The following is a 13,144-nucleotide window of genomic DNA, read 5'->3' on the forward strand; positions in this document are numbered from 1 at the left end:
GAACTCTCCGTGTTGCCCGACCCCCATATCCCCGTGCTGCTCGACCAGGTCGTCGCCGCGCTCGCCGTTACCCCCGGCGAACGCCATGTCGATGCGACGTTCGGGGCAGGCGGCTATACCCGCGCGCTGCTTGCGCTCGGCGCGCGGGTGTTCGCGTTCGATCGCGATCCCGATGCGATCACAGCCGGTCGGGCGCTGGAAGCGGCATCGGACGGCGCCCTGACGCTGGTGCCGGCGACCTTCTCGGCGCTCGACGCCGAACTTGCGGCGCGCGACGCCGTGCCGGTCGACGGCGTGACGATGGATATCGGCGTATCCTCCATGCAGCTTGACCAGGCCGGGCGCGGCTTTTCCTTCCAGACGGACGGGCCGCTCGACATGCGGATGAGCCAGGAGGGCGAGACCGCCGCCGATTTCGTCAACAACGCCGACGAGGCCGCGATCGCCGATGTGCTGTACGATTATGGCGACGAGCCCCGCTCGCGCCGGGTAGCTCGGGCGATCGTCGCGGCGCGGCCGATCACCCGGACGAGCGAGCTGGCCCACGTCGTGCGTCGTGCGCTCGGCTACAAGGCACACGACAAGAAGGACCCGGCGACGCGGACCTTCCAGGCGATCCGGATCCACATCAACCGCGAGCTCGGCGAGCTGGCCGACGGCCTGGCTGCGGCCGAGCGCGTGCTGAAGCCCGGCGGACGGCTGGCGATCGTGACGTTCCATTCGCTCGAGGACCGCATGGTGAAGCGGTTCCTGCGCGAGCGGAGCGGTTCGTTGCCGGGCGGATCCCGGCATCTCCCCGAAGTGATGGCCAGCGTGAAGCCGAGCTTCGACGAAGTCGGCCGCCCGGTGCGCGCCGACGAAGCCGAGATTGCCCGAAATCCCCGCGCCCGTTCGGCGACGTTGCGGACGGCCCGGCGCACCGATGCCGCGGCCTGGAATAGTGAAGGAGCGTTGTGATGCTTGCTTATGCCTGGAAGAGTCTCGGATGGTTCCTGGCCGGCGTTGCCGTTGCCCTGGGTTTCCTGCTCGTGCCGCTGCAGGTCGCGGCGGAGCGCAAGAAGCTCGATCGCACGGTGACTGACATCGCCCAGGCGCAGCGCGACATCCGCGCGCTCGAAACCGAATTCGACACCCGCGCCAACCTCGCCCAGCTCGAGCGCTGGAACGGCGACACGCTGCGCCTGATCGCGCCGGCGGCGGCGCAGTTCGTGCGGGACGAGGCCGCGCTCGCCTCTTACGACGTCAACGGCCAGGGCGCGACGATCCAGACGGCGGCGCTGGTCGTGCCCGCGCTGCCGGATGGCAGCACGATGCGTCCGGCGATCACCCCAGCGGTGGCGACCAACATCATCGAGACCCGCCCGGCCAAGGCTGAGACGAGCGCGCCGGCTGCTGCTCCGGTGGTCGCGCAGGTGCGTGAGCGCCCGGTCGAGCGCCGCAAGCCACAGGCGGTGGCGCTGCTGGATCGCAAGCTGCTGAGCGATTCGACGGTCGGCGATCTGTTCAGCGGCGCACGGGCGGAAGCAGGCCGGATGCGTTGACCGCACTCGTCGCCCGTCCCTTGCCGCAACGGCGCCAGACCGGCCAGCGCCACGCGCTGGTCGCGACGGCGCATGTGCGGCTGATGATGTTGATGCTGCTGCTTGCGGCCGGCTTCACGCTGGTGGTGGGCCGAATCGCGATGCTTGGGCTGGTCTCGGAGCCGACGAGCGCGCAGGGGCCGATTTCCGGCGCGATGCCGCGCGGCGATATCCTGGACCGCAATGGCGAGCCGCTGGCACGGACGATCGAGGCGTGGACGATCGGCGTTCATCCAGGCAAGCTGCTCGGTGACAAGCGTGCGCTGGCGGCGCAGCTCGCCGCCACGTTGCCCGCGCATGACGAGGCCTGGTATTATGCCAAGCTGACCCTGCCGGTGAATTTCACCTATCTCGAGCGGCATGCCTCGCCGGGCCTGGTCAATGCGGTCCATGCGCTGGGCGAACCAGGTCTGGCGTTCGCGCGCGAGCCCGAGCGGCTCTATCCCCAATCGACCATGGCGGCGCATGTGCTTGGCTATATCGGCCCGACCGGGGACGACCGGCGGATTATGGGCCGCGCCGGGATCGAGCGCGCGTTCGACGACCAGCTGACTGCCCCCTCGTCGCGTGGCACGCCGGTGACGCTCTCGATCGACAGCCGGGTGCAGGCCGCGATGGAGAGCGAACTGGGCCGGGCGATGATCTCGTTCAAGGCGAAGTCGGCGACCGGCATCGTGCTCGACGTGAACACGGGCGAAGTGATCTCGATGGTCTCGTTGCCCGTCTACAACCCCAACAAGCTGGCCGGGACGAGCAGCGATGCGCTGCGCAACAACGTGACGCAGAGCGTTTACGAGCTTGGATCGACCTTCAAGCCGATCACCATGGCGACCGCGATCGAGAGCGGCGTGGTGACGTCGATGGCGAAGCGTTTCGACGCGACTCAGCCGCTGCATGTCGGTGGCTTCACCATCCATGACGATCACCCGCAAAAGCGGTTCCTTAACGTGCCCGAGACGCTGATCCATTCGTCCAACATCGTCACCGCGCGCATCGCGGACGAGATCGGCAAGGACAGGATGGCGGCGATGTTCAAGGCCATGGGCTTCGATACCAAGCCCGAGATCGAGCTGCGCGAGAAGCAGAAGCCGATCTGGCCGGTCTTCTGGGCGCGGACCACGGTGATGACCACTGCCTATGGCCACGGCATCGCGGTGACGCCGCTGCATCTCGCCAATGCTTATGCTACTCTGGTCAATGGCGGAATATGGCGCCCGACCACGCTGCTGAAGGTCGCGCCGGGCAAGGCGCCGCAGGGACGCCGCGTCCTGTCGGAATCGACCAGCGCGCGGATGCGCCAGTTGCTGCGGCTGATCGTGACCCAGGGCACCGGCCGCAAGGGCGAGGCGCCGGGCTACCGTGTCGGAGGCAAGACCGGCACGGCGGAAGTGGCCGGGGCAGGCGGCTATTCGAAGCGCGCGAACGTCTCGACCTTCGCTGCGGCTTTCCCGATGGACGCACCGCGCTATGTGGTGATCGCCATGCTCGATTCGCCCATCGGCAATGCCGAATCCTTCGGCCTCACCACCGCCGCCTGGACGGCGGCCCCAGTGGTGAGCCGCGTGATCTCGCGCACCGGATCGATGCTCGGCGTCACGCCCGACGGCGCTCGCGACGTCGACGTGTCCGATCTGCTGCCGCTGCTCTGGCATGCGCCGGGCGAAGACACGGCCGATCCCGAATGAAGCTGGGCGCACTGACCGGTGGAGCGGAGGACGCAATCGTCACCGGCTTCGCGATCGATCACCGCAAGGTCGCCCCGGGCACGATCTTCGGCGCCTTTGCCGGCGCGCAGGTGAACGGCGAGGATTTCATTCCCGCGGCGGTCGCCGGCGGCGCGATCGCGGTGGTGGCGCGGCCCGAGGCGAAGGTGGAGGGTGCGGTCCATATCGCCGACGCCAATCCGCGCCAGCGCTTTGCCGGGCTGGCTGCCCGCTATTTCGCTCCCTTCCCGGATACCGCGGTCGCGGTGACGGGGACCAACGGCAAGACCTCCACCGTCGAGATGACGCGGCAGTTGTGGCGGATGACGGGCTTCCATGCCGCGTCGATCGGCACGCTGGGCGTCACCACCGCCGACGACCAGGTTTCCACCGGCCTGACCACCCCTGACATCGTGACCTTCCTGTCCAACGTCGCGGGCCTTGCACGCGAAGGCGTGAGCCATCTCGCCTTCGAGGCATCGAGCCACGGCCTGTCGCAATACCGCACCGAGGGCCTGCCGGTGCGTGCCGCGGCCTTCACCAATCTCAGCCGCGATCATCTCGATTATCACGGGACGATGGAGGCCTATTTCGAGGCCAAGCTCCGACTGTTTTCCGAAGTGGTGGTCGATGGCGGCGCCGTGGTGGTGTGGGCGGACGATCCCCATGCGGCGCGCGTGATCGAGATTGCGCGGGGCCGGGGCCTCACTGTGCTGACGGTCGGCACGCAGGGCGAGACGCTGAAACTGGTGTCGCGCGATCCAACCCTGCTGGGGCAGGGGCTGACGATCGAGGCAGCGGGCAAGGCGCACAAGGTGATGCTGCCGCTGATCGGCGCTTATCAGGCAGCGAATGCGCTGACCGCGGCGGGGCTGGTGATCGCGACTGGCGGCGACGTCGCGGCAACGCTCGCCAACCTTTCCCGGCTCCAGCCGGTTCGCGGGCGGCTCGAGCGCGCGGTGATCGCGCGCAGCGGGGCGCCGGTTTATGTCGATTACGCCCATACGCCCGACGCGCTCGAAGCAGCGATCGCCGCGCTCAAGCCGCATGTCTCGGGGCGGCTGATAACGGTGTTCGGCGCGGGCGGGGATCGCGACCAGGGCAAGCGCGCGCCGATGGGCATGGTCGCGGCGGCGCTTTCCGACAAGGTCTATGTCACGGACGACAACCCGCGCTCGGAAGATGCGGCGGCGATCCGCGCGATGGTGCTGGAGGGCGCGCCCGGCGCGACCGAGATCGGATCGCGGCGCGACGCGATCGGCGCGGCGATCGCCGAGGCGGGGCCGCAGGATATCGTGCTGGTTGCCGGCAAGGGGCATGAGCAGGGGCAGATCGTGGGCGATCTGGTGCTGCCGTTCGACGATGTCAGCGTGGCGCGGGAGATGGCGGCGTGAGTCTCTGGACCTCAGCCGAAATCGCGGTGGCCACCGGCGGCACTGCGTCGGCCGATTTCGCCGCGACTGGCGTCACCTTTGATTCCCGCGAAGTCGGCCCGGGCGACCTGTTCGTCGCGCTGAAGGGCGAGACGAGCGACGGGCACAAATTCCTCGATCAGAGCTCCGAGCGGGGAGCGGCGGGTGCGGTTGTCAGTTCTTCGACACCGCACCCGCATGTCCTCGTGGCCGATACGACCGCCGCGCTCGACGCGCTTGGCCGTGCGGCGCGGGCGCGGACCGCCGCGAAGATCATCGGCGTCACCGGATCGGTCGGCAAGACCAGCACCAAGGAGGCGCTGTTCGCGGCGCTCGACCGCGGTGCGCCGGGCGCGGCGCATCGCTCGGTCAAGAGCTACAACAACCATACCGGCGTCCCGCTCAGCCTCGCGCGCATGCCGGCGGAGAGCCGCTTTGGCGTGTTCGAAATGGGCATGAACCATGCCGGCGAGCTGGCGCACCTGACCACTTTGGTGCGCCCGCATGTCGCGATGGTGACGGCGATCGCACCGGCGCACACTGCCTTCTTCCCCGACGAATCCGCCATCGCCGATGCCAAGGGCGAGATCTTCGCCGGGCTTGAGCCGGGCGGCATCGCCATCATCCCCTATGACAGCCCGCACCGCGACCGGCTGATCGCCGCGGCCACGCCGCACGCGGCGCGGATCGTGACCTTCGGCCTCGATGCGGGCGCTGACGTGCGCGCGATCGAAGTGATGCGGACCGCGACCGGGGGAACCTTCGTGACCGCGTCGCTCGGCGACAAGGAACTGAGCTTCACCGTTGGCCAGCCGGGCATGCACTGGGTTTCCAACGCGCTCGCCGTGCTGGCGGCGGTCGATGCGGTCGGCGGCGATCTCGCGCTGGCCGGGCTGGCGCTGGCCGATCTGGGCGGCCTCGCCGGGCGGGGCGCGCAGATGACGGTCGCGGTGCCGGGCGGCCACGCGCTGGTGATCGACGAGAGCTACAACGCCAACCCGAGCTCGATGCGCGCGACCCTGGCGGTGCTCGGGGCCGAATCCGCCACCCGCAAGCTCGCCGTGCTGGGCGAGATGCGCGAACTGGGCGAGAAGAGCGACGCCTATCACGCGGCGCTGGCGGGTCCGATCCTCGAGGCGGGGGTTGAACGGGTCATTCTCGTCGGTGAAGCGATGCGGCCGCTGGCGAACGCGCTTGAGGGCAGGGTCGATTTCGTCCATGTGCCCGATGCCGCTGCCGCGCGGACGAGCCTGCTGGCAATGCTGGCGCCGGGCGACGCGGTTCTCATCAAGGGTTCGAACGGAGTCGGGTTGGCGAGCGTGGTCGCCGGTTTGGCGAACGGGACAGCATAATGCTCTATTTGATCGCCGAATATCTGGGCTTTCCGGGTCTTCTCAATCTCTTCCGCTATCTGAGCTTCCGCTCGGGCGGTGCCGTCGCGACGGCGCTGATCATCGGCCTGATCATCGGGCCGCGCTTCATCGGCTGGCTGCGCGTGCGCCAGGGCAAGGGTCAGCCGATCCGCAGCGACGGGCCGCAGACGCATCTCGCCAAGCGCGGCACGCCGACCATGGGCGGGCTGATGATCCTGACCTCGCTGATGCTGTCGATCCTGTTGTGGATGGATCTGACCAATCCGTTCGTCTGGGCCTGCGCCTTCGTTACGCTCGGCTTCGGCGCGATCGGCTTCCTCGACGATTACGACAAGGTGCGCAAAGCCAGCACCAAGGGCGTGTCCGGCCGGACGCGCCTGCTCGGCGAGTTCGCCATCGCCGCGATCGCGGCCGGCCTGATCATCCATCAGAACGGTGCGACCGGCACGCATCTGTACCTGCCCTTCACCAATGGCTGGTGGATCGATCTCGGCTATTTCTACATCGTGTTCGCTGCCTTCACGATCGTCGCCTTCGGCAATGCCGTGAACCTGACGGACGGGCTGGACGGGCTGGCGACGATGCCGGTGATCATTGCCGCCGTCACCTTCATGATCATCGTCTATCTGGCGGGCAACGCGAAGTTCGCGACCTATCTCGGCATCCCGCACGTGCCCAGGGCGGGCGATCTGGCGATCTTCTGCGGCGCGATGGTTGGCGCCGGACTCGCCTTTCTGTGGTTCAATGCGCCGCCGGCCGCCGTGTTCATGGGCGACACCGGCAGCCTGGCGCTGGGCGGGGCGCTCGGCACCATCGCCGTCGTCGCGCATCACGAGATCGTGCTGGGGATCGTCGGCGGCCTGTTCGTGATCGAGGCGCTGTCGGTCATCATCCAGGTGTTCTTCTACAAGCGGACCGGCCGGCGCGTGTTCAAGATGGCGCCGATCCACCACCATTTCGAGCAGATGGGCTGGAGCGAACCGACCGTTGTCATCCGCTTCTGGATCATCGCGCTGGTGCTCGCGCTGGCGGGCCTGTCGACCTTGAAGCTGCGGTGATCACCAGCCCCATCTGGCGCGGCAAACGCTACGCTGTGCTGGGGCTTGCGCGCTCGGGCGGAGCGACCCTGCGCGCGCTTGTGGCGAGCGGGGCCGAGGTGACGGCGTGGGATTCGAACGAGGCGGCGCGGATGGCGGTGTCCGGGGCGACGATCGCCAATCCCCAGAACATCGATCTTGCCGGCTTCCACGGCCTCGTCGTCTCCCCGGGCGTGCCGATCAATCGCCACCCGGTGGCCGCGAAGGCGCGCGCCGCCGGCGTCCCGATCATCGGCGATATCGAGCTGTTCGCTCAGGCCCGGGGCGGCTTGCCGCCGCACAAGGTGGTCGGCATCACCGGCACCAACGGCAAGTCGACCACGACCGCGCTGATCCACCATATCCTCGAAACCGCGGGCGTCCCGGCGCGGCTCGGCGGCAATATCGGGAAGCCGGTGCTGGGCGAGGATCCGCTCCCGGCAGGCGGCGTCTATGTGCTCGAATTGTCGAGCTACCAGATCGATCTGACCACCAGCCTCGATTGCGAGGTCGCGATCCTGCTCAACGTCACGCCCGATCATCTCGATCGCTATGACGGGTTCGATGCCTATGCGGCGTCCAAGGCGCGGCTGTTCGCGATGCAGTCGGCCGATCATGCCGCGATCGTCGGGATCGGCGATGCCGCCTCCGCCGCGATCGCCCGCTCGCTTTCGGCACGGGGCGAGCATCTCACCAAGATCGCGCCCGGTGTGTGCATGGATCAGTCGCGCTGGCCCTCGCTGCAGGGCCCGCACAATGCGCAGAACGCGCTCGCCGCGATCGCGGCGGCGCAGGCGCTCGGCGTGCCCGAGGATGCGATCGACCGCGCGCTGGTCAGCTTCACCGGCCTGGCGCACCGGATGGAGCGGGTCGGCACGCACCGCGGTGTCGCCTTTATCAACGACAGCAAGGCGACCAATCCCGAGTCCACCGCCCCCGCGCTCGCCGCGTTCCAGCATATCCACTGGATCCTGGGCGGGCAGGCCAAGACCGACGATCTCGACGCCTGCGCACCGTGGTTCGGACATGTCGCGCGGGCTTACACCATCGGTGAGGCGGGCCCCGGCTTTGCGGCCTTACTCGCGCCGCATATGCCGGTCGAGCAGAGCGGCCAGCTCGCGGCCGCGTTGACGAGCGCCGCTGCCCGCGCCACGGCCGGGGAGACCGTGCTGTTGTCGCCGGCCTGCGCCTCGTTCGATCAGTTCCGCAGTTTCGAGGATCGCGGCGATCAGTTCCGCGCGCTCGTCGAGGCGCTGGCATGATCAAGACTCAGACCGAGACGCTGACTTTGTGGAAGCGCATGAAGGGCGGAGGCGGCCGCGGCGACCGCTCGGCGCTCGGCATGTGGTTCTGGGACATCGACCGCCTCTTGTTGCTGCTGACCCTGCTGCTGATCGCGATCGGGCTGATCGCGGTCGGCGCGGCGTCGCCCGCCGCAGCGACGCGTTATTCGGACGAGAAGCATCATATCCCGCCGCTCTTCTATCTCTGGTGGCAGCTCGCCTGGGTCGGCGTGTCCCTGCCGATCCTGTTCGCGGTCTCGATGCTGCCCGTGGCGGTCGCGCGCCGCATGGCGCTGATCGGTTCGGCCGCGTGCCTCGTGCTGCTGATCGCCGTGCCCTTTTTCGGTGTGGAGAAGAACGGATCGACTCGCTGGCTCAATTTCGGCGTGTCGCTGATCCAGCCCTCCGAATTCCTGAAGCCGTTTTTCATCGTGACCACTGCCTGGTTGTTGTCGATGCGCGCGAAAGACGAGGCGCTGCCCGTCGTCGCGATCACCGGTGCGATGACCGCGCTCGTCGCCCTGCTGCTGATGCTCCAGCCCGATCTGGGGCAGACCGTCGTGTTCGTCGCGGTGTGGCTGGTGCTGCTGATGATCGCGGGCACGTCCCCCAAGGTGATGGCCGCGCTGATCGGCTGCGCGCCGGTCGGGCTGGTCATGGCCTATATGTTCTATGGCACGGCGCGCACACGGATCGACGCCTTCCTGTTCCCCAACCATGAAGGCGCCGGCGCGTCCGATCATTTCCAGACCAATGCCGCGCACGACACGATCACCGCCGGCGGCTGGCGCGGCACGGGCCCGGGCGGCGGATCGATGAAGTTCCGCCTGCCCGAGGGGCATACCGATTACATCTTCTCCGTGATCGGCGAGGAATTCGGGCTGATCGCGTGCATGATCATCGCCGTGCTGTTCCTGGCGATCGTGGTGCGCGTGTTCGTGAAGCTGCTGGACGAGCAGGACGAGTTCCGCCTGTTCGCCGCCGCGGGCCTGGCCAGCCAGTTCGGCGTGCAGGCGCTGATCAGCATGGCGGTGAATACCGGCCTCGCGCCGTCGAAGGGGATGACATTGCCGTTTATCAGCTATGGTGGATCGTCGATGATCGCGCTCTCGATCGGGATGGGCTTGCTGCTGGCTTTCACGCGGCGCAATCCGTTCGTATCGCGATCACCCTATATCGCACGATGGAGCGGCGAATGAACCAGCCACGGCATTTCGTCCTCGCCGCGGGAGGGACGGGCGGACATATGGTCCCGGCGGCCGCCCTCGCTGCGGAGCTGGTGAAGCGCGGCCATCATGTCGCGCTGATCAGCGACGAGCGCGGCGTGCGCTTCCCCGGGCTGTTCGAGGACATCCAGACTCATGTGCTCCCCGCGGGGCGGCTGGCGGGTGGGCCGATCGGCTGGGCGCGCACCGCCTCGAGCATGATCAAGGCCAGGGCGATGGCGATCGATCTGTACCGTGCCGTCCGCCCGGCCGCGGTGATCGGCTTTGGCGGTTACCCGGCGCTGCCAGCGCTGCTTGCCGCCTTCAATCAGAATATCCCGACCGCGGTGCACGAGCAGAATGCGGTGCTGGGCAGGGTCAACCGGCTGGTCGCCGGCAAGGTGACCGCTATCGCCACGTCCTACGCCACCGTAGAACGGCTCAAGCCCGGATTTCAGCGCAAGACTCATCTCGTCGGCAATCCGGTGCGCGATTCGGTGCTGGCGCTGCGTACCAAGCCCTATCCGCTTCTCGAGGAGGACGGCATCTTCCGCGTGCTCGTCACTGGCGGCAGCCAGGGCGCGAGCGTGCTGAGCCAGGTCGTGCCGGACGGGCTTGCGCTGCTGCCGGAGGGTTTTCGCCGTCGCCTGCAGGTCACGCACCAGGCGCGGATCGAGGATATCGATGCGGCGCGCGCGAAATATGCCGAGCTGTCGATCGCGGCCGACCTCGCGACTTATCTGCCCGATCTGCCCGAGCAGCTCGCCTGGGCCCATGTCGTGATCGCCCGCGCCGGCGCTTCGACCCTGGCTGAGCTCACCGTGGCGGGTCGTCCCGCGATCCTGGTTCCGCTGCCCAGCGCGACGGACGACCACCAGACCGTCAACGCCCGTGAGATGACGGCCGCCGGCGGTGCGCGGACGATCGATCAGCGCAATTTCACGCCAGTCGAACTGGCCAAGCAGATGGCCCAGCTGGGGCTCGATCCGGTTGCCTTGCAGAATGCCGCGGGCCGCGCGCGCAGCTGCGGCCGGCCCGATGCGGCGCGCGATCTCGCCGATCTGGTCGAAAGCCTGAACGATACGCGCGGCGACATGCCGATCGGCGCGCCGCTGCCGGCCGGTCCGGGCGGAAAGCCGGTTTACGCATGAGGGGCGTGGCAACCGACATCGGCACGATTCATTTCGTGGGCATCGGCGGGATCGGCATGTCCGGCATCGCCGAGGTGATGCACAATCTCGGCTACAAGGTGCAGGGCTCCGACATGGCGGAGGGCTATGTCGTGCAGGGCCTGCGCGACAAGGGCATCACCGTCCATATCGGGCAGCGCGCCGAGAATCTGGGTGACGCGGTGGTGATCGTCACCTCGACCGCGATCAAGCGCGGCAACCCCGAACTGGAGGAAGCGCTGGAACGGCGCATTCCGGTGGTGCGCCGTGCCGAGATGCTGGCCGAACTGATGCGGCTGAAATCGACCGTCGCGGTCGCCGGCACGCATGGCAAGACCACGACGACCTCGATGATCGCGGCCTTGCTCGATGCCGGCGGCGTCGATCCGACCGTGATCAATGGCGGGATCATCAACAGCTATGGCTCCAACGCGCGGCTCGGCGCGAGCGACTGGATGGTGGTGGAGGCGGACGAGAGCGACGGCAGCTTCCTGCGGCTCGACGGGACGATCGCGGTCGTGACCAATATCGATCCGGAGCATCTCGATCACTACGGCTCGTTCGATGCAGTGAAGGACGCGTTCGTCGAGTTCGTCGAGAATGTGCCCTTTTACGGCGCTGCCTTGCTGTGTCTCGATCATCCCGAAGTGCAGGGCATCATCCCGCGCTTGCGCGACCGGCGGGTGGTGACCTACGGCTTTTCGGCCCAGGCCGATGTGCGCGGCGTCAACGTGACGCCGATCCCGGGCGGCAATCGCTTCGAGACGATCGTCCGCGGGCGCGACGGCGCGACCCGCTCGATCGAGGGGATCGAACTGCCAATGCCGGGCCGCCACAATGTCCAGAATGCGCTGGCCGCGATCGGCGTGGCGCTCGAGCTCGGCATAGCCGATGCGACGATTCAGCAGGGTTTCGCCAAGTTTGGCGGCGTGAAGCGGCGTTTCACCAAGGTCGGCGAGGTGCCGCTCGACGGCGGAGTCGTCACCATCATCGACGATTATGGCCACCACCCGGTCGAAATCCGGGCGGTGCTGGCCGCGGCGCGCGAGGGCGTCGAGAACCGCGTGATCGCGGTCGTCCAGCCGCACCGCTATTCGCGGCTCGGCGATCTGATGGAGGAATTCCAGCAGGCCTTCAACGATGCCGACATCGTCTTCGTCACCCCGGTCTACGCAGCGGGCGAAGCGCCGGTCGATGGCGTCGATGCCGAGGCGCTGGCCAATGGCCTGAAGACGCGCGGCCATCGCTCGGCGGCGGTCGTGGCCGATGCCGGGGCGCTGGCGACGACGCTCGCCGGGATCGTGCAGCCCGGCGACATGGTCGTGTGCCTGGGCGCCGGGGACATCACCAAATGGGCAGCCGGGCTCGCCGATGCGATCGGGGCGGCACGATGAGCGCGGTCTGCACTGCCTTGCCGCCGCTGCGCGGCACTGGCCAGCATGAGGGCAGCCTGGCCGATTTCATCTGGTTTCGCACCGGCGGGCCGGCGGAATGGCTGGTGCGCCCGCAGGACGTCCATGATCTGTCCGTCTTCCTTGCCGGGCTCGATCCGGCGACGCCGGTATTGCCGGTCGGGGTCGGATCGAACCTGATCGTGCGTGACGGCGGCGTGCCCGGTGTGGTGGTGCGCCTGCCCAAGGCGATGGCGAAGGTTGTTGTCGAGCCGGGCAACAGAGTACGCGCCGGCGGGGCCGCGATGGGCATCACGGTGGCGAGCGCCGCGCGGGATGCCGGCATTGCCGGGCTCGAATTCCTGCGCGGCATTCCCGGAACGGTCGGCGGCGCGGTGAAGATGAATGCCGGCGCTTATGGCCGCGATACCTCCGACATCCTGATCGAGGCGACGGTGGTGACGCGGTCGGGCGAGGTCGAGACCTGGCCGGCGGCGAAGTTCGGCTATGTCTATCGCCATTCCGACGTTCCCGCCGGCGCCGTGGTGGTCGAGGCGCTGTTCGAGGGTGTGCCCGGCGACCCGGCAACGATCGGCGCCGAGATGGACCGAATCGCAGCCGAGCGCGAAGCATCGCAGCCGCTGCGCTCGCGCACCGGCGGATCTACCTTCAAGAATCCGGAAGGTCACAAGGCCTGGGCGCTGATCGACCAGGCGGGATGCCGCGGGCTGACGCGCGGCGACGCGCAGGTCAGCGAGAAACATTGCAACTTCCTGCTCAACCTCGGCAGCGCGACGAGCGCCGAGATCGAGGCCCTGGGCGAGGAAGTGCGCGAGAAGGTCAGGGCGACGTCCGGCGTCCTTCTCGAATGGGAGATTCAGCGGGTCGGCGTGTTCGCCGCCGCCGCCGACAAGGAATCATCGGGGGTGAAGAAGTGAGTTTGCACGTCGCA

The 13,144-nt window shown here is 68.1% G+C and carries 11 protein-coding genes; all 11 read left to right on the top strand.

The window, feature by feature from the left end:
* The first annotated feature begins 9 nt into the window (after window positions 1–9).
* Genes rsmH through murB form a run of 11 tightly spaced genes read left to right on the top strand, consistent with a single transcriptional unit; the run spans window position 10 to window position 13,130 of the window.
* Window positions 10–957 (top strand): 16S rRNA (cytosine(1402)-N(4))-methyltransferase RsmH, encoded by a 948-nt coding sequence (gene rsmH, locus U1769_RS08675; RefSeq protein ID WP_332715764.1) that lies wholly within the window; start codon window positions 10–12, stop codon window positions 955–957.
* Complete coding sequence (locus U1769_RS08680) at window positions 957–1,541, top strand: hypothetical protein (protein WP_332714754.1); 585 nt, start codon at window positions 957–959, stop codon at window positions 1,539–1,541. Before rsmH ends, U1769_RS08680 begins: the two co-directional genes overlap by 1 nt.
* Complete coding sequence (locus tag U1769_RS08685) at window positions 1,538–3,265, top strand: peptidoglycan D,D-transpeptidase FtsI family protein (protein WP_332714756.1); 1,728 nt, start codon at window positions 1,538–1,540, stop codon at window positions 3,263–3,265. The genes U1769_RS08680 and U1769_RS08685 overlap by 4 nt, the downstream gene beginning before the upstream one ends.
* Window positions 3,262–4,677: a UDP-N-acetylmuramoyl-L-alanyl-D-glutamate--2,6-diaminopimelate ligase gene (locus U1769_RS08690; RefSeq protein ID WP_332714758.1), complete on the top strand. Its 1,416-nt coding sequence runs from the start codon at window positions 3,262–3,264 to the stop codon at window positions 4,675–4,677. The genes U1769_RS08685 and U1769_RS08690 overlap by 4 nt, the downstream gene beginning before the upstream one ends.
* Complete coding sequence (locus U1769_RS08695) at window positions 4,674–6,047, top strand: UDP-N-acetylmuramoyl-tripeptide--D-alanyl-D-alanine ligase (protein ID WP_332714759.1); 1,374 nt, start codon at window positions 4,674–4,676, stop codon at window positions 6,045–6,047. The genes U1769_RS08690 and U1769_RS08695 overlap by 4 nt, the downstream gene beginning before the upstream one ends.
* The gene (gene mraY, locus U1769_RS08700; protein WP_332714761.1) at window positions 6,047–7,126 is read left to right on the top strand and encodes a phospho-N-acetylmuramoyl-pentapeptide-transferase; all 1,080 of its coding nucleotides are present in this window, start codon (window positions 6,047–6,049) and stop codon (window positions 7,124–7,126) included. Before U1769_RS08695 ends, mraY begins: the two co-directional genes overlap by 1 nt.
* Complete coding sequence (gene murD, locus U1769_RS08705) at window positions 7,123–8,406, top strand: UDP-N-acetylmuramoyl-L-alanine--D-glutamate ligase (protein WP_332714763.1); 1,284 nt, start codon at window positions 7,123–7,125, stop codon at window positions 8,404–8,406. The genes mraY and murD overlap by 4 nt, the downstream gene beginning before the upstream one ends.
* Window positions 8,403–9,626, top strand: coding sequence for an FtsW/RodA/SpoVE family cell cycle protein (locus U1769_RS08710; RefSeq protein WP_332714765.1), 1,224 nt, complete (start codon window positions 8,403–8,405; stop codon window positions 9,624–9,626). The genes murD and U1769_RS08710 overlap by 4 nt, the downstream gene beginning before the upstream one ends.
* Window positions 9,623–10,783 (top strand): undecaprenyldiphospho-muramoylpentapeptide beta-N-acetylglucosaminyltransferase, encoded by a 1,161-nt coding sequence (gene murG / locus U1769_RS08715; protein ID WP_332714767.1) that lies wholly within the window; start codon window positions 9,623–9,625, stop codon window positions 10,781–10,783. The genes U1769_RS08710 and murG overlap by 4 nt, the downstream gene beginning before the upstream one ends.
* Window positions 10,780–12,195 carry a UDP-N-acetylmuramate--L-alanine ligase gene (gene murC, locus U1769_RS08720; protein ID WP_332714769.1) on the top strand — a complete coding sequence of 472 codons (1,416 nt, stop codon included), beginning with the start codon at window positions 10,780–10,782 and terminating at the stop codon, window positions 12,193–12,195. Before murG ends, murC begins: the two co-directional genes overlap by 4 nt.
* A complete protein-coding gene (murB, locus tag U1769_RS08725; RefSeq protein ID WP_332714771.1) occupies window positions 12,192–13,130 on the top strand; it encodes a UDP-N-acetylmuramate dehydrogenase in 939 nt (312 codons plus the stop codon). Before murC ends, murB begins: the two co-directional genes overlap by 4 nt.
* Window positions 13,131–13,144: the final 14 nt, after the last annotated feature.

The sequence above is a fragment of the Parasphingomonas zepuensis genome (assembly GCF_036663735.1).
GTDB lineage: Bacteria > Pseudomonadota > Alphaproteobacteria > Sphingomonadales > Sphingomonadaceae > Sphingomonas.